At 63.7% G+C, this 18266-nt stretch carries 18 protein-coding genes; 7 read left to right on the forward strand and 11 right to left on the reverse strand.

The features are described from left to right. Nucleotides 1-21: 21 nt before the first annotated feature. The 5 genes from rhlE1 to AC3B5Q_RS22635 all read right to left on the reverse strand — a co-directional run bounded on the left by rhlE1 (nt 22) and on the right by AC3B5Q_RS22635 (nt 4486). Nucleotides 22-1353 (reverse strand): RNA helicase RhlE1, encoded by a 1332-nt coding sequence (gene rhlE1, locus AC3B5Q_RS22615; protein WP_014592486.1) that lies wholly within the window; start codon nt 1351-1353, stop codon nt 22-24. Between the two features lie 55 nt (nt 1354-1408). Next, nucleotides 1409-2329, reverse strand: coding sequence for a drug/metabolite exporter YedA (gene yedA / locus AC3B5Q_RS22620; protein WP_084851508.1), 921 nt, complete (start codon nt 2327-2329; stop codon nt 1409-1411). A gap of 136 nt (nt 2330-2465) precedes the next feature. Next, nucleotides 2466-3077, reverse strand: coding sequence for a 3'-5' exonuclease (locus AC3B5Q_RS22625; protein ID WP_084851506.1), 612 nt, complete (start codon nt 3075-3077; stop codon nt 2466-2468). 10 nt (nt 3078-3087) lie between these two features. Continuing rightward, a complete protein-coding gene (locus tag AC3B5Q_RS22630) occupies nt 3088-3567 on the reverse strand; it encodes a LabA-like NYN domain-containing protein (protein WP_004576858.1) in 480 nt (159 codons plus the stop codon). Nucleotides 3568-3727: 160 nt separating this feature from the next. After that, on the reverse strand, nt 3728-4486 hold the full coding sequence (locus AC3B5Q_RS22635; RefSeq protein WP_274118851.1) for a DUF2076 domain-containing protein: 759 nt from the start codon (nt 4484-4486) through the stop codon (nt 3728-3730). A 167-nt stretch (nt 4487-4653) separates the two neighbouring features. On the opposite strand from AC3B5Q_RS22635, the gene AC3B5Q_RS22640 reads away from it, so the two are divergent. Together AC3B5Q_RS22640 and AC3B5Q_RS22645 are read left to right on the forward strand one after the other, a co-directional pair. Next, nucleotides 4654-5310, forward strand: coding sequence for a YciC family protein (locus AC3B5Q_RS22640; RefSeq protein WP_021784372.1), 657 nt, complete (start codon nt 4654-4656; stop codon nt 5308-5310). A gap of 86 nt (nt 5311-5396) precedes the next feature. Continuing rightward, nucleotides 5397-5915, forward strand: coding sequence for a hypothetical protein (locus AC3B5Q_RS22645; RefSeq protein WP_021784373.1), 519 nt, complete (start codon nt 5397-5399; stop codon nt 5913-5915). A 69-nt stretch (nt 5916-5984) separates the two neighbouring features. On the opposite strand, the gene hrpB is transcribed toward AC3B5Q_RS22645, so the two are convergent. Continuing rightward, nucleotides 5985-8513 carry an ATP-dependent helicase HrpB gene (gene hrpB / locus AC3B5Q_RS22650; protein WP_103443729.1) on the reverse strand — a complete coding sequence of 843 codons (2529 nt, stop codon included), beginning with the start codon at nt 8511-8513 and terminating at the stop codon, nt 5985-5987. 115 nt (nt 8514-8628) lie between these two features. On the opposite strand from hrpB, the gene pmcY reads away from it, so the two are divergent. After that, nucleotides 8629-9048, forward strand: a complete 420-nt coding sequence (gene pmcY / locus AC3B5Q_RS22655; protein WP_014592516.1) for a periplasmic Zn2+ metallochaperone PmcY — start codon at nt 8629-8631, stop codon at nt 9046-9048. A gap of 22 nt (nt 9049-9070) precedes the next feature. Further along, nucleotides 9071-9943: a cation diffusion facilitator family transporter gene (locus tag AC3B5Q_RS22660; RefSeq protein WP_021784376.1), complete on the forward strand. Its 873-nt coding sequence runs from the start codon at nt 9071-9073 to the stop codon at nt 9941-9943. A gap of 146 nt (nt 9944-10089) precedes the next feature. Here AC3B5Q_RS22660 and AC3B5Q_RS22665 read toward each other — a convergent pair whose 3' ends face one another. Continuing rightward, nucleotides 10090-10890 carry a DUF6515 family protein gene (locus tag AC3B5Q_RS22665; protein WP_021784377.1) on the reverse strand — a complete coding sequence of 267 codons (801 nt, stop codon included), beginning with the start codon at nt 10888-10890 and terminating at the stop codon, nt 10090-10092. Between the two features lie 394 nt (nt 10891-11284). Here AC3B5Q_RS22665 and AC3B5Q_RS22670 point away from each other — a divergent pair, with 394 nt between their 5' ends. After that, the gene (locus AC3B5Q_RS22670) at nt 11285-11761 is read left to right on the forward strand and encodes an Lrp/AsnC family transcriptional regulator (RefSeq protein WP_003249795.1); all 477 of its coding nucleotides are present in this window, start codon (nt 11285-11287) and stop codon (nt 11759-11761) included. Nucleotides 11762-11815: 54 nt separating this feature from the next. Next, entirely contained in the window at nt 11816-12019 is a 204-nt protein-coding gene (locus AC3B5Q_RS22675; RefSeq protein ID WP_003249787.1) for a DUF2788 domain-containing protein, read from the forward strand. Nucleotides 12020-12132: 113 nt separating this feature from the next. Here the strand turns inward: AC3B5Q_RS22675 and AC3B5Q_RS22680 are convergent, their stop codons facing one another. The 3 genes from AC3B5Q_RS22680 to AC3B5Q_RS22690 all read right to left on the reverse strand — a co-directional run bounded on the left by AC3B5Q_RS22680 (nt 12133) and on the right by AC3B5Q_RS22690 (nt 15993). Further along, entirely contained in the window at nt 12133-12765 is a 633-nt protein-coding gene (locus tag AC3B5Q_RS22680; RefSeq protein ID WP_014592519.1) for a pseudouridine synthase, read from the reverse strand. Nucleotides 12766-12771: 6 nt separating this feature from the next. Beyond that, the gene (gene amn / locus AC3B5Q_RS22685; protein ID WP_021784379.1) at nt 12772-14235 is read right to left on the reverse strand and encodes an AMP nucleosidase; all 1464 of its coding nucleotides are present in this window, start codon (nt 14233-14235) and stop codon (nt 12772-12774) included. 105 nt (nt 14236-14340) lie between these two features. Continuing rightward, nucleotides 14341-15993, reverse strand: coding sequence for an acyl-CoA dehydrogenase family protein (locus AC3B5Q_RS22690; RefSeq protein ID WP_053870440.1), 1653 nt, complete (start codon nt 15991-15993; stop codon nt 14341-14343). A gap of 75 nt (nt 15994-16068) precedes the next feature. Between AC3B5Q_RS22690 and AC3B5Q_RS22695 the strand changes: the two genes are divergently transcribed. Next, nucleotides 16069-16194, forward strand: coding sequence for a diguanylate phosphodiesterase (locus AC3B5Q_RS22695; protein WP_193790902.1), 126 nt, complete (start codon nt 16069-16071; stop codon nt 16192-16194). Nucleotides 16195-16202: 8 nt separating this feature from the next. Here AC3B5Q_RS22695 and AC3B5Q_RS22700 read toward each other — a convergent pair whose 3' ends face one another. Next, nucleotides 16203-18191, reverse strand: a complete 1989-nt coding sequence (locus tag AC3B5Q_RS22700; protein WP_021784381.1) for a sensor histidine kinase — start codon at nt 18189-18191, stop codon at nt 16203-16205. Nucleotides 18192-18266: the final 75 nt, after the last annotated feature.

The raw sequence follows: 18266 nt of genomic DNA on the forward strand, positions 1-18266 counted from the left end.
CCGCAAAGCGGCCCCAAAACCTCAAGGCTTACGCTTGCGCGGCCCACCATTGAAGCTCGGCACCTTGCGCACAGCCTTCACCGCTGGCTCCGCACTGCCAGCTTCACTGCTGTCCATCCAGCGCCCCAGCCCGCGCTTGGCGCTGTTTTCTTTCGGCTTCTTGGGCTTCTTCGGTTTCTTGATAACCTGCCCGCTGGCATCGGTCATCGGCACCCGGTGCTCGGGGATGAAATCCGGCTCTTCATGACGCGGCAGGGTCTGCCGGGTCAGCACCTCGATAGCCGCCAGCAGTTGCACTTCATCCGCACACACCAGCGAAATCGCCTCGCCCTTGTTGCCCGCCCGCCCGGTACGCCCGATGCGGTGCACGTAGTCTTCGGCAACGATCGGCAGGTCGAGGTTGACGACCAGCGGCAAGTCATCGATATCCAGGCCACGGGCCGCCACATCGGTCGCCACCAGCACTTGCACCTCACGGGCCTTGAAGCTGTCCAGCGCACGCTGCCGGGTCGCCTGTGGGCGATCACCGTGGATGCCGTCGGCATTTACGCCTTCGGCCAGCAAGCGCTCCACCAGTTGATCGACGCCATTGCGGGTCTTGGCAAACACCAGCACCTGCTTCCAGCGCTGCTTGCGCAGCAGGTGGCAGAACAGGTCGGCCTTGCGCTTCTTGTCCACAGGCACCAGCCACTGCTTGACGCTGGCGGCCGTGGCATTACGCGGGCTCACCTCGATACTGAGCGGGTCATTCAGCGCAAGCCCCGCCAGCATGCGAATCTGATCAGAGAAAGTGGCGGAAAACAGCAGCGTCTGGCGCTTGCGCGGCAGTGCCGCATACACCGACTGCAGTTCTTCGGCAAAGCCCAGGTCAAGCATGCGGTCGGCTTCATCCAGCACCAGGGTCTGAACCTGGTTGAACTTCACGGCGTTCTGCCGGAACAGGTCGAGCAAGCGGCCAGGGGTAGCCACCAGCAGGTCGACACCCCGGCGCAGGCGCATCATCTGTGGGTTGATACTGACCCCGCCATACACCGCGTAAGTACTCAGCGGCAGGTTCTCCGCGTATTCGCGCACGTTGTTGTGCACCTGCTCGGCCAGCTCGCGAGTGGGTACCAGCACCAAGGCGCGGATCGAATTGCTGGCCACCTTCTCGCCCTCCAGCGCCAGGCGCTGCAGCACAGGCAGGGCGAAGCCTGCGGTTTTGCCAGTACCGGTCTGGGCTGCGGCCATCAGGTCGCGGCCGGCCAGCACGGCGGGGATGGCTTTGGCCTGCACCGGGGTCGGGGTGGTGTAGTCCAGTTGCTGCAGCGTGCGCAGCAGCGGTTCGATCAGGCCGAGTTTGGCGAAATTCATGGCAATACCGTCAGGGGGTTCAGCGAAGGCGGCAAGTTTACCGCATCGCCCCTGCCTACTTGCAGATTTCACCTTTCAACGGTGGCACAGGTACAGGCGCCTTGCGCCACTGTGGCAGGCCGATCAGCACCACCGCGCCGATGATCACGGCCATTGCCACGCACTCTTCAGCGCCAATCTGCTCACCGGCAAAGACGATACCCAGCAGCACCGCCACCGCCGGGTTGACGTAGGCGTAGCTGGTGGCCGCTGCCGGGCGCACGTGCTTGAGCAGGTACATGTAGGCACTGAACGCCAGGATCGAACCGAAGAACACCAGGTAGGCCAGCGCACCCCAGCCCGCGGCGGTCGGCAGCTGGGTCATGCGTTCGCCCGACAGCACACTGCCCAGCAACAGCACCGCACCACCGACCAGCATTTCCGCTGCGCTGGCCATCGGCCCCTGGGGCAGCGGCAAGGTCTTGCTCCACACCGAGCCGAATGCCCAGGACGCCGCCGCGAAGATGATCAGCGCCGCACCTATCGGGCTTGCCTGCAGGTTGGAGCCCAGGTTCAGCAGGCCGATGCCCACCAGCCCAAGGGCTATCCCCGCCCATTCCAGCTTCGAATTACGGTGCCCGAACAACAGGCCGAACAGCAAGGTGAACAGTGGCACCGTCGCCACCGCCAAAGCCGCCACGCCCGAAGCCACACCGGCATGCTCGGCCACGGTCACCCCGCCGTTGCCACAGCTGAGCAGCAAGAAACCGATCGCCCCTGCCGCCCGCCATTGCGGCCAGGTAGGCGCCGGCACGCCGCGCCAACGCAGAAAACCGTACAGCAGGCCCCCGGCAATCAGGAAGCGCACCCCGGCCATGAGCATCGGAGGCCAGCTCTCGACGCCGATGCGAATGAACAGGTAAGTGGAACCCCAGACCAGATAAAGGGCCAGGAAGGCGCCAATCAGCAACAGCGGGAAACGACGGGAGGCAGGCATGGGGAAAACTCGAAATCCGTTTACGGGTGGCTCAGTTTAACGGCCTGCCTGGGTGAAGGGACGTTACAGAACGGGTGCAAATGAGCGGCACAATTCGGGTGCGTGCGGCGTAGGCGACACCCCAGACGATCACCTGCTAGCCCTGACGATACTTGGCCAGCGCTTCGCGCACCTTCGCAGCTGGGGTTTTCTGCAGCCGGCAAAGCAGATCGTGCGAGAGCTGCTGAACCCCGTGGTCCTGGTGCAACACACCCGCCAGATGCTGCAGCAGGTTGGCGGCCATTTCGGCATCGGCCATGGCCCGGTGCGCGGTGCCCGTGGCAGGCAACCCAGCCCAGCGTGTCAAAGTGCCCAGCTTGTGGTTTGGCGCTGCGGGCAGCAGGCGCCGTGACAGCAACAAGGAACACGCGAAGGGCTGACTGCGGCTGCGGCCAATACGGCCCAGCTCATAGTCCCAGAACTTCTGGTCGAAAGCAGCGTTGTGCGCCAACAATGGGGTGCTCCCAACGAACTCGGCCACCTCGTTCATCACTTTGTCCACCGGCGGCGCACTACGCAGCATGGCGGTGGTGATGCCGGTCAGCCCTGCGACGAAGGCCGGCACCGGCACGCCAGCGTTCATCAGGCTCTGGTAGCGCTCGACAATGCGCCCCCCCTCAAGCATTACCACCGCCACCTCGGTGGCACGGCAGCCGGTAGCGGGGGAAATGCCGGTGGTTTCAAAGTCGATGACAGCGATACGTTCCATGAAAAAGACCTTAGTGTTTAAGCAACAGCGCGCCTTCGATGGGCACGTAGCGGGTGGCAGCACGGATCAGTGACAACGCCGTCAGCCCCGGCACGCCATACACCACCGCTTCGGTGCCATGGCGCTGGATTACCCGTTCCAGCAGCAGGTCGAAGTCACCATCACCGGAGGCCAGCACCACTTGGTCGACCCGGCTGGCCGCGTCGATCACATCCAGGGTAATGCCCACATCCCAGTCGCCTTTGGCCGAGCCATCGCTGCGCTGGATAAACGGTTTGAGGCGCACATCGAAACCGAGGTTGCGCAAGATCTGCTGGAATTGCTGCTGTTTGCTGTCGCCACGGTCGATGGCATAGGCCACGGCCTCGACGATCTGGCCTTCGCGGCTGACGTCGGCCCACAGGGCGGTGTAGTTGAAATGGCAGCCGTGAGCCTGGCGCACGGTGTAGTAGAGGTTCTGCACATCGGCGAACAACGCGATCTTTTTCACCTGGGAACCTTATTTATGGCCTGGAGTGCTGGGGGGCCGTTCCGCAGCCCTTCGCGGGCACGCCCGCTCCCACAGGTATCACGCGTATATCTGTGGGAGCGGGCGTGCCCGCGAAGGGGCGCAAAGCGCCCCCGGAAATGCCAGCAGTATGCCAGACCTGTCAGACGTAAGAATCGTCGTCCGAGAAGAACCCGCCATCATCGCTGCCATAATCACTGTCGGCGTAACTGCCCTGGTCGTTACCCCAGCCACCGTTATCAGCCACTTGCTGCTGCCCGCCCTGATCGTTCCAGCCGCCACTGTCGCTGGCTGGCACCGGCTCTTCCTTGATGACCTCGACCACTTCTTCCGGTTGCGAGTTGTGGTTGAACAGGCTGCTGATACCCTGCGCCAGCAACACACCACCGGCCACGCCGGCAGCGGTCTGCATGGCCCCACCAAGGAAACTGCTGGCCCCGCTGCGCGCAGGCGCGGCGCCATAGCCAGGCTGCGGCGCCTGAGGCTGGGCGAAACCAGGTGCCGACGGCTCGCGCCAGCCACCACCGGACGCTACCGGGGGCGCCGAAGGGCGCTGTGGCTGCACCGCCGGCGCTGCGTTGCGCCCACCCGAACCAAAGATGCTGGACAAGAAACCACCCCCGCCATTGCTCGGCGCACTGCTGGCAGCCTGTGCCGCCTGAGCCTGGGCACGGGCCTGTTGCAGCTCGGCTTGCAGCTGCTTGTTCTGTTCGTCGAGGCGTTTGATCGCGGCCTCCTGCACCAGAATCGCCTGGGCCATGTAGTAAGGCGCTGCCGGTTGCTGACGCACATGCTGCTCGATGCACGCCTGGGCTTGTGCGTCACGCGGCTGGCTCGGGTCTTCGGCTTGCTTGAGGCGGCCGAACAGGCCGTCGATAAGGGTTTGTTCTTCAGTGTTCATGGGGCGACCTCGTGGGGTAGCGGGACAACGGACAGCGTCAAAGATGGGGCGTACAGGCGCGGGATTCAATCACTGTTGCGGTGAAACTTTTTTCAGCAAGTGACAGCCCCAGGCCTGCTTTGGGCTAAAGTTAGGCCCCTGTTTTTACTGCCATGCGATGTTGACTGATGAATCCGCTGAGCGTTCTGCGCGACTCCCTGTACTTCTTCCGCCGTCACCTGCCAAACATCCTCCAGCTGTGCCTGCCGCTGGTGGTGGTGGAAGCCCTGCTCACCCAATTGCTGTACCGGCAGATGGGCGACCAGGCATCACCGGCCTACGGCATGCTGGTCAGCCTGTTGTTCTACCCGCTGTACAGCGCAGCTTTGATCCTGTACCTGGACACACGCAGCAACGGCCAGGAAATCGCCAAGCGCGACCTGTTCGCCCGCGCCCTGCAGCTGTGGCCGCAACTGGCCCTGCTGATCCTGATCAGCTCGCTATTGATCATGGCCGGCCTTGCGCTGTTCATCTTCCCGGGGGTGTGGATCATGATCAACCTGGTGTTCGCCGAGTACCTGCTGGTACTGCGCGGCCGGCCGGTGGTGCAGGCGATGCGCGAAAGCGCAAGCATGACCACCGGGCACTTCATGCGCATCATGATCTGCGTTGTAAGCGTGCTGGCGCCGATCTGGCTGATCGACGGGCTGCTGCTGATGGCCTTCCCCGAGCCATCACCTGGGATGGAACTGGCCATGGACAGCCTCAGCGGCTTCCTGCAACTGTTCAGCACGGTGGTGCTGTATCGCCTGTTCATGTTGCTGGAAGGTGAAGCCGGCACCTGAGGCCAGCGGGGAATGTTTTCGATCTGATGGGCTGCCCAGCCCTGGCGCCAGAGTGCACTTCCTCAACGCCATTCAAGGAGTGCACCATGAACGAAGACATTCAGGCCGGTTACGCCCGCTCATTTCGCGGCCAGCTGTACATGCGCGCCCGCCACCGGGACATCCCGCTGCGACTCAGCCGCAGTACAGACAAGTTCGGCTGGGGCATTACCCCCGAGGATGACTGGTTACAGGCGGGGGGAAGGCAGGACTCGCCGGTGATGGACTTTCATTACCACTCGCGGACCAACGATCGCCTGCACTACCGCATCAGCATGCCTGGGCGCCCGGAAACCAAGAAGCTAGGAGTCAGCCGTAATGGCTATCTGGGCTTTTACTGGCATGCAAACGTTAGCGAATACTGGAAAATCGAGCCGCTGGCGCTGACAGATGAAGGCCTTGTCTGCCATCTGCGCGACCAGCGGGGCTACAGGGTCGGCGCCCTCACGGATACGCCGCACAGGAGTGGGGAGTGGGTAGCCTTGCTCAACGTCGAGGAAGGCGAAGTGATCACTTTCCTATTGAGACAAGCAGATCAAGCTTCACTGGCGGGTGCAATACGATGAATGGCACGACCACTAACACGTCGTGCCCAGCACATGATTTTTTCGGCCTGCCGCACTCGGTGTTGTGCATCAGCTCCCTCTCGGCTTGGCCCGCGCCGTAGCCTCGGCCACCAGAGGGTCGTCCGGCCAGTAGTGCTTCGGATAACGCCCTTTCAGGTCTTTCTTCACCTCGGCATAGGTCGTGCGCCAGAAGTTGGCCAGGTCCTGGGTCACCTGCACCGGCCGACGTGCCGGTGACAGCAGGTGAAGCTTGACCTGCTGCCGGCCATTGGCGATGCGCGGGGTGTCGGCAAGGCCGAACAGTTCTTGCAGACGCACGGCGAGAATCGGCGGGGTTTCGCTGTAATCCAGGCGGATGTTCGAGCCGGATGGCACGGCCAGATGCGCCGGAGCCTGTTCTTCCAGGCGTTGCGGCAGCGGCCAGGGCAACAGGTTGCGCAGCATCGACGGCAAGTCCAGCGCAGCAAAGTGGCTGAGGCGCGATACTTTGCTCAGGTAAGGCTGTAACCAGTCTTCCAGGCTGGCCAGCAGGGCCTCGTCCCTAAGGTCAGGCCATTCACTGTGGCCATCCTTCTCCAGGTCGAGCTGCCGCAGCAGCGCCACACGTGCCTGCCACTGCCGCAGCTCTGGCGTCCAGGTCAGCAGGTTCAAACCTTTGCGCCGGACCAGGCCAAGCAGCGCCCGGGCCCTGGCTTCGTCATCCAGCCTGGGCAGCGGTTCGCGGCTGAGGACCAGTTCGCCCACCTTGACCTGACGTTCGGCGCGCAGCACCTGCTCACGCTCGTCCCAATCCAGGATATCGACTCGCTCAACCTGCTCGGCCAGCACGCCCTCGAGCAACGCGGGATCGAATTCGGCTGCCAGATAGATCCGCTCCTCACGCTGCCCCTGGCGGCTACCCAGGTCAGCGATTACCAGCCATGGGCACTTCATCAAGGCATCGACTTCGGCAAACAGCGCCGCACGGCCGTTGGCGAGCCGATACTCCGCCCCGCCCGCCCGGCGCTGCTGGGCGACCCGGTCAGGGTAGGCCAGCGCCAGCAGGGCGCCCAGCCAACGAGGGTGGTCCGGGTCGGCGACCGGCGCACCGACCTTGCCACGCAACAGGCCACGGTATTGGCGGGCCAGCTGGCGAGCACGCTGCACCCCACCCTGGCCACCACGCACAGCCTTGCTCTCACCGCTGACCAGCGCAAGCCGGCTGTGCAAGTCGGCACCACCGCCACGCTGAATGTCCCGCTCCCCCAGCAGTGCAGCCACATCGCATGCCATCTGTGCCAGGCCCAGGTCCTGGCCACGCAGCAACAAATGCGCGATGCGTGGGTGAGCCGGCAGTTCGGCCATGGCCTGGCCATGTTCGCTGAGGTTGTCGCGGCTGCCCGGCCTGAAGGCACTGAGTCGCGCCAACAGGTCCTGTGCCTGGGCGAACGCTGCAGCAGGCGGCTGGTCCAGCCAGCGCAACTGCTCGGGGGTTACACCCCAGCGCGCCAGTTGCAGGGCCAGCCCGGCCAGATCGGCCTGCAGGATCTCGGCACTGCCATGGGCGGCCAGTTGGTCATGCTGGGCCTCGGACCAAAGGCGGTAGCACACGCCAGGCTCCAGACGGCCGGCACGCCCGGCGCGCTGGGTGGCACTGGCGCGGGAAATGCGCTGAGTATCCAGACGGGTCATGCCGCTGCCGGGGTCAAAGCGCGGCACCCGGGCAAGGCCGGCATCGATCACCACGCGTACGCCATCGATGGTCAGGCTGGTCTCGGCGATGTTGGTGGCCAGCACCACCTTGCGCAGGCCCTTGGCCGGCGGGTCGATAGCGGCGCGCTGGGCATTGAGGTCGAGCTCGCCATGCAACGGGCACAGCAGAATCTCGGGGCGTGCCCCCAGGGCGTCCTGAAGGCTTTGGTGAACCCGGCGGATCTCGGCTTGCCCAGGCAGGAACACCAGCACGCTGCCGGCCTGGTCGGCCAGCGCATGCAGCACGCTGTCCACCACCCGTGGCTCGATGAACTCGCCTGGCTGGAACGGCCGCCCCCAGCGGATATCCACCGGATGCATGCGCCCTTCACTGCTGACCACCGGGGCGTCGTCCAACAGCCGCGACAGGCGCTCACCTTCCAGCGTCGCCGACATCAGCAGAATCTTCAGGGGCGGGTCGTCACGTAGCAGCTCGCGGCCGTTAAGGCTCAGCGCCAGCGCCAGGTCGGCATCCAGGCTGCGCTCGTGAAATTCGTCGAAAATCAGCAGGCCCACACCTTCCAGCGCCGGGTCCGCTTGCAGGCGGCGTGTGAGGATGCCTTCGGTCACCACTTCGATACGGGTTTTCGGCCCGACCTTGCTGTCCAGGCGGATGCGGTAACCCACCGTTTCCCCAACCTGCTCGCCCAGCTCACTGGCCAGCCGTTCGGCTGCTGCCCGCGCTGCCAGGCGCCTTGGCTCGAGCATGAGGATGGTCTGCCCGGCCAGCCACGGTTCGTGCAGCAGCGCCAGCGGCACGCGGGTGGTCTTGCCAGCACCGGGCGGGGCTTCAAGCACCACTTCGTCACGGTTTTCCAGAGCCTGGCGCAGGGCGGGCAAGGCAGCATCAATGGGTAATGAAATCATGGTGGTCCTCGAACAGTGTCGCGAGTATAACGGCGAACCCAGCCTGCTCTATCATGGTCTTAGCATCAGGCGCAGGCGCTTCGCTTGCCCTGCTGATTACTTTTCGGAGATTTACATGCGTATCTCGACCCGCGTCATCGGTGGCGCCCTCATCGCCACCCTGCTGACCCAATTGACGGCCTGCGGCACCATTTTCTACCCGGACCGGCGCGGCCAGATCGGCGGCAAGATTGACCCTGTGGTTGCCGCCATGGATGCGATCGGCATCCTGTTCTATGTGATCCCGGGGCTGATTGCCTTCGGTATCGACTTTGCCACCGGCGCCATCTATTACCCGGGTGGCCGTACTGCTCAGGTTGACCCGGCCAAACTGCAAGAAGCCGTCAGCCCCGATGGCAAGGTCGACAACCTGAAGTTGCAGGCCATTCTGGAAAGCGAACTGGGCCAGCGCCTGCCGCTGAACGACCCAAGGCTGATCCAGCACCGCGGCAGCATCGAACAACTGGCCAGCCTGGGCCTGGTCCCGGCAGCCTGATCCACAAGGACACTGTCCACGGATGATCACTACCCCAGCCGAACACCAGCGCCTGCTGCGCCTGGCCACTCGCGCGTCACTGACGGTCGCCAGCATCCTGGTGCTGAGCAAGGCGCTGGCCTGGTGGCTGAGCGGGTCCGTGAGCCTGCTGGCAGGGTTGACCGACTCGGCACTGGACGCAGTGGCCTCGTTCCTCAACCTGCTGGCGGTACACTACGCCCTGCGTCCGGCCGACGACGATCACCGGTTCGGTCATGGCAAGGCCGAGGCCTTGGCCGGTATGGCTCAGGCGCTGTTCATCGGCGGCAGTGCGGTGCTGATCGGGGTGCAGGCGGTCGAGCGCCTTTACACTCCACAACCGCTAGGTGATACCTCCATCGGCATCGCGGTGATGCTGCTGTCGCTGGTGCTGACCGTCGCCCTGCTGGCACTGCAGCACAAAGTGGTCCGGCTCACCGGCTCTACTGCAGTACGGGCAGATTCCCTGCACTACCGCTCGGACTTGCTGCTCAACGGCAGCATTCTGCTGGCCCTGTTGCTGGCGCGCTTTGGCTGGCCGCAGCTGGATGCGCTGTTCGGCCTGGGCATCGCCTTTTACATCCTCTGGAGCGCGCTGCAAATTGCCCGCGAAAGTACGGCGATCCTGATGGACAAGGCGTTACCCGGCGATGTTGGCGAGGACATGGCCGCGCTGGTGCTGGCCGTTGCAGGCGTGAAAGGCGTGCATGACCTGCGCACGCGCGTCTCGGGCAACCAGTGGTTTGTGCAACTGCACCTGGAGCTGCCGGGGCACCTGCCGCTGCATGAGGCGCATGGCTTGTGCGTGGAGGCCTCGCGGGTGATCCGCCAGCGTTATCCACAGGCAGACGTGATGGTGCACGCCGACCCGGTATGAGGTAACCACCCATGCCCCACCCCTTGTAGGCGCGGGTTCATCGCGAAAGGGCCGGGGCTGCTGGCCAATTTCCACCCGCCGTTTGCCGTTGCCGCCGCTACCGTATTCGCGGGTAAACCCGCTCCTACAGGGGTTCCGTGCAGGGTTCAGTTGATGCTGTAACCCCGGCCACTGAAACAGGCACCCAGCGCCCGCCGATAGTTGTCGAGCACATTGGCCGCCGGTGCGTAAGTCGCCGTCGCCGGGTCGAAGCCCGACTGGCTCACAGCCCAGCGATGACACTGGTAGCGGTCCTGCTCCTGCTGTTCCTGCCCCTGGCCATACATCGGATAGGCCACCACGTCATACCCGCCATTTGCCGGGGCCACCGGCACGGGCGAAGGCACGCCGACCGGCGGGTTGACCACCACATATTCCTGGCTGTCTGCCAGGTACTGGTAATAGGTATCGGCCACCAGAAAGAACAGCGCGCCACCCAACCACACTTCCCGCGCATAAGGCGGCAGGTAATTGACCCGCACGCCGTACGGCGGGGTCACCACGATGTAATTGCCCCCGTGCGGGCGGTACCAGTAACCCCCGGAGTAGAAATAGTCAGCGCCCCGGTAGGGTACTTTCCAGTAGCGGTCAGAAAAATGGTCCACCCTGTGCCCTGGGCGATACTGCGGCCCAGGCCCCCAGCCATTGCCGTGGCCATCCGGACGCCCCTGCCAGTCGCCACCGGGCCGTTGCCCCGGGCCACCGGCTTGCCAGTGGTGATCATCACCGTGGCGGCGGGGAATGTCCTGGTAATACCCCTGGCGCGGCGGCTGGGTCTGGCGCACTTCGTCGCGCGAGTTGAGCGAGCGCCCCGACGGCCCCTCGCCAGGCCCTTCAGCCAGGGCCCCAAGGCTGATGCTCAAACCTAGCAAACCAACACCTGCCAACTGCCAGATGCGCGACGTCATGGTGTTCCTCTCGGTAGAAAAAACTGCAACCACCGCCAGTCTACCGCGCCCATGACACAGGCCAATTAAATTTCCGGCATGAAAAAAGGGAGGCCACAGGGCCTCCCTTCAGGAATTGTCGTCCGTGCTCGGCACTTGTGGCGCCGGCTCACCTCACACCGTCTTCTGGAGGGTGTGTAGCCCGGGGGCCTGCAGATCCTGTTGGATGGCTGGCCGCGACCGCCCGCCTAGGGCGCGTCGCCGTGGACTGATGTCCGGGCAGTGATTCTGGTGATAAAGATACCGGAGGGGTTGCGACAGAGGATTGCGAAGATTGCTCAGATAAATAGCACTTGCGCAATTTTTCACCCTGGATTGATAATTCGCAGCAATCCGAACAGAAAAGGCAAATGCCATGAGCAAACTTGACCGCTACGACCTGAGCATCCTCGCCGAATTGCAGCGCGATGCGCGCATTTCCAACCAGGAACTGGCCGAACGCATCGGCCTGTCGCCATCGCCATGCTCGCGTCGGGTCAAGCAATTGGAAGACGACGGCTACATCTCGCGCCAGGTGGCCCTGCTCGACCGCAAGAAGCTGGGCTTGAGCCTGACCGCCTATGTGTTGATAGGCATGGACCGCCACACCCCTGAGCGCTTTGAAACATTCGAGGCCGCCATCCGTAACCTGCCGCAGGTGCTCGAGTGCAGCCTGGTCACCGGCATGGATGCGGACTATCAGCTGAAAGTGGTGGTGCCGGACATGGACCACTACCAGAAACTGCTTCTAGGCAGCCTGACGCGTATCGAAGGCGTCACCAGCGTGCGTTCGAGCTTCGTGCTCAACCAGGTACTGGCCAGCACCGAGCTGCCATTGACCCACCTGCGTTAAATGCTCACGCCAGCCGGCGTATAATCGGACGCTCAACCCGCCTGGAGAACACCGATGGATCCCGCCGTATTCGAAGAATGGATGATGATTATCCTGGTCACCGTATTGATCGGTTTCATGGGCTTCATCGTCTGGGACCTGGCGAAAAAGTCCAAGGCAGGCAAGTTCGGCACGCTGATCCTGTTCTTCGTGCTGGGCCTGGGGGTGCTGGCCTTCATCATCAAAAGCGTGGTGGTGGGGTTTCTGGAAGGCGTATAAAACATTTCAGGGCCATTCGCGGGCAAGCCCGCTCCCACAGGTTGGGCGCTGCTTTCAAGTACTGCACCGTCCCTGTGGGAGCGGGCGTGCCCGCGAACAGGCCCTGACCTGAACTAGAGCTTGGCAGGGACCTCCCGCCAGCAACCCTGCTCCAGCCCATCCAGCGCCCAGTCACCAATCCGCACGCGCACCAGGCGCAAGGTCGGCAAGCCCACAGCCGCCGTCATCCGCCGCACCTGGCGGTTACGCCCTTCGCGAATCACCAGCTCCAGCCAGCTGGTCGGCACACTTTTGCGAAACCGTACCGGCGGGTTGCGCGGCCACAGCTCGGGTTCTTCCAGGCGCCGCGCCTCGGCCGGCAAGGTCGGCCCATCGTTCAGCTCCACACCATCGCGCAAACGCTGCAACTGCTCGTCACTCGGTTCGCCTTCCACCTGGACCCAGTAGGTCTTGGCCAGCTTGTGCTTCGGGTCGGCAATCCGCGCCTGTAGCCCACCATCGTTGGTCAGCAACAGCAAGCCTTCGCTGTCGCGGTCCAAACGCCCGGCCGGGTATACGCCCGGGATGTCGATGAAGTCCTTGAGCGTCGCGCGCCCTTCACCGTCGCTGAACTGGGTCAGCACATCGAACGGTTTGTTGAACAGGATCAGGCGCGGCTCGGCGGGGGGCGCCTTGGCCTGGCGACGCGGGCCGGCGGCAGGCCGCGCCTGGGGGCGGCGCGGCTTGTTACGGGGTGGCAGTGACATGGATCCTCAGCGGAACGGCGGCTCATCGAAGCTGCGCAGTTTACGCGAGTGCAGCGAGTTGAGCTCGGTGCGCAGCAGGTCGAGGGCGGCAATGCCGATCTTCAGGTGCTGGCTGACCGCCCGGTTGTAGAAGGCGTTGGCCGAACCTGGCAGTTTGATCTCGCTGTGCAGCGGCTTGTCGGACACACACAGCAAGGTGCCGTAAGGCACGCGCAAACGGTAGCCCTGGGCAGCAATGGTGCCGCTTTCCATGTCCACCGCCACGGCACGCGACAGGTTGATCAGCGGGCGTTCCTGGGCCCAGCGCAGCTCCCAGTTGCGGTCGTCGTAGGTCAGCACGGTGCCGGTGCGCAGGCGCTTTTTCAACTGCTCGCCACGCTCGCCAGTGACCTGTGCGGCAGCCTCCTGCAAGGCCATCTGCACTTCGGCCAGGGCCGGGATCGGGATATTCGGCGGCACGACCCGGTCGAGAATGCCGTCACGGCGCATATAGGCGTGTGCCAGCACGTAGTCGCCGATGGTCTGCGACTGCCGCAGGCCGCCGCAGTGGCCGATCATCAGCCAGCAATGCGGTCGCAGCACGGCCAGGTGATCGGTGATGTTCTTGGCGTTGGACGGGCCGACACCAATGTTGACCAAGGTAACGCCATTGCCGTCGGCGGCGATCAGGTGGTAGGCCGGCATCTGGAAGCGGTGCCAGACCACGCTGGCCACCAGAGCCTGGGTTTCGCCATGGTCCATGCCCTTTTCGATCACGACGTTGCCCGGCAGCACCATACGCACGAAGCGCGAGTCGTCACGCAGCTGTTCCAGGCCATGGCTGATGAACTGGTCGACATAGCGGTGGTAGTTGGTCAGCAGGATCCACGGCTGTACATGGCGCCAGTCGCTGCCGGTGTAGTGCACCAGGCGGCGCAGCGAGAAGTCGACCCGCGCGGCATCGAACAACGCCAGTGGCATGATTTCGGCACGGTCCCAGTCGTACAGGCCATCAGCGATGTTGTCGGTGGCCGCCGACAGGTCGGTGCTGGGGAACACCCGCGCCAGCTGCGCAGCGGTAATGCCGCTGCCGGCCAGCTCGTCGCCCTGGTCGACCACATAGGGGTAAGGGATGTTCTGCTCGCTGACGCCGACTTCTACCGTGACGGTGTAGTCATGCATCAGCGGGCGCAGTTGTTCCAGCAGGTAGCCACGGAACGCAGCGGGCTGGGTGACGGTGACGCTGTAGGTGCCGGCAACCTGGACCTTGGCGTAGGCGCGGGTGGTGGCGGCGACTTCGCCATGGCTGTAGTAGGTCAGACGCAGTGCCGGGTAGCGGAACAGGTCGCGCTCATCGGCATCGGGCTCGGTACGGTCCTTCAGGTAACGCTTCAAGGCCTTACTAAGGGCCCCTGTGGCCTGTTCATGCAAGGCCGCCAGACGGTCGACGGCCTGTTCGGGGGTATCAACGACTACAAAAGCGTGGCTCACACTGTGCTTCCTGTCTGGACATGCATGTGATCCATCTTGCCTGCCTTCTTGGTTAAATACACCCCCATTGATCGCTGTTGGGTTGATTCGCGGGCGAGCCCGCTGCTACAGCGGCCAGGCAGGCGTAGCCCTTGTTACCAATGCCATCACATCCACACCTCGCGGCAGCGCCCCATACACCCGGCCACCACCGGCCAAGCGGCTGCCGATAAACGCATCACTGACCTCTGTATTCCCCGCCTCCAGCAGCAGCTTGGCCTGCAACGCCAGGGCAATATCCTCGGTCAGTTGGCGCGCGCGGTACTGCATGTCACCGGTGTCGGCAAACGCCCCCTTGAGGTTGCCGATATGCGCCGCCAGGCGCGGGTCGCCATGCCCGTCACCCAGCTCGGCAAACAGTGCATCGAGCACTCCCGGCTCCTTGGACAAGGCCCGCAGCACATCCAGGCACTGCACGTTGCCCGAGCCCTCCCAGGTAGAGTTGACCGGTGCCTCGCGGTACAGCCGTGGCAGAATGCTGTCTTCCACATAACCCGCGCCACCCAGGCATTCGGCGGCCTCGTTGATCATGGCCGGCGCACGTTTGCAGATCCAGTATTTGCCCACCGCCGTGACCAACCGGGCGAAATGCGCCTGCTGCGGGTCGTCCAGTTGCTCCAGCGCCTGGCCCATGCGCAAGCTCAGGGCAAGCGCAGCCTCGCTTTCCAGGGCCAGGTCGGCCAACACGTTCTGCATCAGGGGTTGCTCATTGAGCACCCGCCCGCCGACCTTGCGATGTGCACAATGGTGGGCTGCCTGCGTCAACGCCTGGCGCATCAGTGCGCTGGAGCCGACCATGCAGTCGAACCGGGTCATGGCGACCATCTCGATGATGGTCGGCACACCGCGCCCCTCTTCGCCAATCATCCACGCCAGCGCACCGCGGAACTCCACCTCGCTGGAGGCGTTGGAGCTGTTGCCCAGCTTGTTCTTCAGGCGCTGGATATAGAACTGATTGCGGTTGTCATCCGGGCGGTGGCGCGGCAGCAGGAAGCAGCTCAGGCCTTTTTCGGTTTGCGCCAAGGTCAGGAAAGCGTCGCACATCGGCGCCGAGCAGAACCACTTGTGGCCAACCAGCTCATAGGCCTGCCCCGGGCCCGGTGCACCGACCGGATAGGCCCGGGTAGTGTTGGCGCGCACATCGGTGCCGCCCTGCTTTTCAGTCATGGCCATGCCCAGGGTGACCCCGGCCTTGTGGCGGTCGCCAATGTTGCGCGGGTCATATTCGCAGGCAAGGACCTTCGGCAGCCAGTATTCAGCCAGCTCAGGCTGCAGGCGCAATGCCGGCACGGCGGCAAACGTCATGGTCAGCGGGCAACCGGTGCCGGCCTCGGCCTGGCTGTGCAGGTAGGTCATCGACGCCCGAGCAACATGGGCACCTGCGCGGGGTTCGGCCCACGGCAAGGAAGGCAGGCCATGTTCGACGGCGGTACGCATCAGCTCATGGTAGGCCGGGTGGAACTCGACCAGGTCGATGCGATGGCCGTAACGGTCGTGGCTGCTGAATTCAGGTTTGTGTGCGTTGGCCAGGAAGCCTGCCCGCATTAGCGGGCCACCGGCCAGGGCACCATAGGCATCGATCCGCGACTCGGCCCAACCTGCACCAAAACGCCGTGACCATTCCTGCAATGGAATGTCGAGGCGGTACAGGTTGGCACCGTCGAGGGATGGCGGCTGGTTGGTGACTTCGTGGGTTTCAGCGTACTGGTGCAGGTTCATTGGAGGGCTCCTGGATCCGGGTAAGCTTGAGAGCCCCAGTGAAGCACTGCTTGCAGGGTAGTCAAAGGGGTATTCATGACTAAACGTGTGGTTGCTGGCGCGCGCGCGTGTAGGAGCGGGTTTACCCGCGAATACGGTGGTGGCGGCAACGGTGAACGGCGGGTGGATATCGGCCAGCAGACCCGGCCCTTTCGCGGGTGAACCCGCTCCTACAGCGAGCGCCGCGCCTGCAGCATGTTCGGGCTCATCTGCGCCTGCGAAATCGCCATGTCCAAACTCAACTCGAAGCGGCTACCCAACCCGCGCGTCGATTCATGTGCCAATCTGGCCCCCAACAACTCCCCCATCTGCCGGCAAATCGACAAGCCAATCCCCAAACCGCCATACCGTCGGGTCATCGAACCATCGACCTGGAAGAACCGCTGGTACAGGATCGACTGCTCCAGATCATCGAAACCGATACCGCTGTCGCTGACGGTAAAGGTCAAGGCCAGATCACCCGGCCCCACCCGGCGACCACGCACCTGGATCATCACCCCGCCCTGATGGGTGAACTTCAAACCGTTGTCCACCAGGCAGCCCAGGCAGCGCGCCAGTTTCTGCCCGTCACCGAGCAATTCGTCCGGCAGGTCGGCCGGAATATCCAGGCTCAGGTACAAGCCTTTGCCCAGAGCCTGCCCGGCATAACCGGCGCGCAAGCCCTGCAACAGGCTGCGCAGACTGAACGGTGCCGACTGCGCCCGCAGGCGGCCGGCCTGCAATTCGGACAGGGTAAGAATGGCGTCGACCATATCCATCATGCCTTGGGCAGACCCCACTGCCGTGTGATGGTACTGAGCCATTTCAACATCCATCGGCAGGGTGTGCATCAGCTCGAGCGAGCCAATCACCCCGTTCATCGGGGTACGCAGCTCATGGGTCACGCTGGCCAGGAACTCGTCCTTCAGGCGATTGCTCCTGGCCAGTTGCAGGTTCAGTTGCTCCAGCGTACGCCCAGTGTCGCGCAAGGTCTGCGCCTGCTGCTCGCGCAGGCTGTTGATGCGGTCGGCCAGCGCCAGCGACAGCAAGGCCACCTCCAGCGCCGAACCCAACTGGCTGGCATACATGGTGATGAACACATTCGGCAGGTAACCCAACACCATCAAGGTGTTGACCAGGCCGCCAAGCAGGAACGCCGTCCAGGCGATGATGAACCAGCGCGCCACTCGAAAGCCGCGCCACCAGGCGTACAAGCCGGCGCTGAAGATGCTTACGGTGAACAGCAGTGCCAGCAGCGTGGCCATGCGCAGAGCAATGCCGTAGGGCATGCTCACCGCCAGCACCATGACCAGCGCACCACCCAGCATCAGCAGTTGCAACAGGCGGTCGAAACCACGGCTGATGCCGCCCAATTGCAGGAAGTGCCGGGCGAACTGGCAACCGAACAGGCCGGCTGCACCAATGAACAATGGCGTGGAGGCATTCGCCCACCAAGGGCTGTCCGGCCAGAAATAGGCTACACCGGCGCCGTTCACCGAGACCTGGTAAAGGCCGAACGAAGCGATGTAAAGGATGTAGTAGAGGTAGCTGACGTCGCGCACGCTCAGGTAGATGAACAGGTTGTATGCCAGCATCACCAGCAACACGCCGTAGATCATCCCCAGCACATACAGGCGTGTTGGCTGCTCTTCCAGGTAGGCTTCAGGGGACCATAGCGCCAGCGGCGCTTGCACCGACCCTTGGCTGTGCAGCCGCAGGTACGCGGTAGTCACCTTGCCAGGGGGCAATTGCAGTTCGAACAAGTAGTTGTTCTGCCGGATCTGCCGGCTGTCGTAGGGCAAGGCATCGCCGGTGCGCTGTGCCAGTCGGTACATGCCGCTGCTGTCAGGCAGATACAGTTCGAGGTGGTCCAGCGGCGGGTAGGCCAGCTCCAGCAGCCATTGCCGCGGGGCTGCACTGGGCGCGGCAACGGGGCGCAGCTCGACCTTGAGCCAGAACACCGAGGTGGAGTAACCGGCGTTCAGCACATCTTCATGATGGGGCTGAAAGTGTTTGGCAAACCCGGGGGCACTGACCTGAGCGATGCTGGCATTGCCATCGGGGTCTTCATAAACCTGCATGGCCTTGCCCAGTGGAAGATGCCGGGTAGCGTCGTCGAAATCGACCGCTCCGGCCAGCACGGGCAGCAAGCCCAGAAGCACAATCAGCAAATAGCGCATACAGCCCCAGCATGGCCTGTCCGGTCGCGTCGCGGTAGCCTCCCATCCGTTTGAGACGACGTGATCCTGCAGAAC

The organism is Pseudomonas sp. D5(2026), assembly GCF_057766845.1.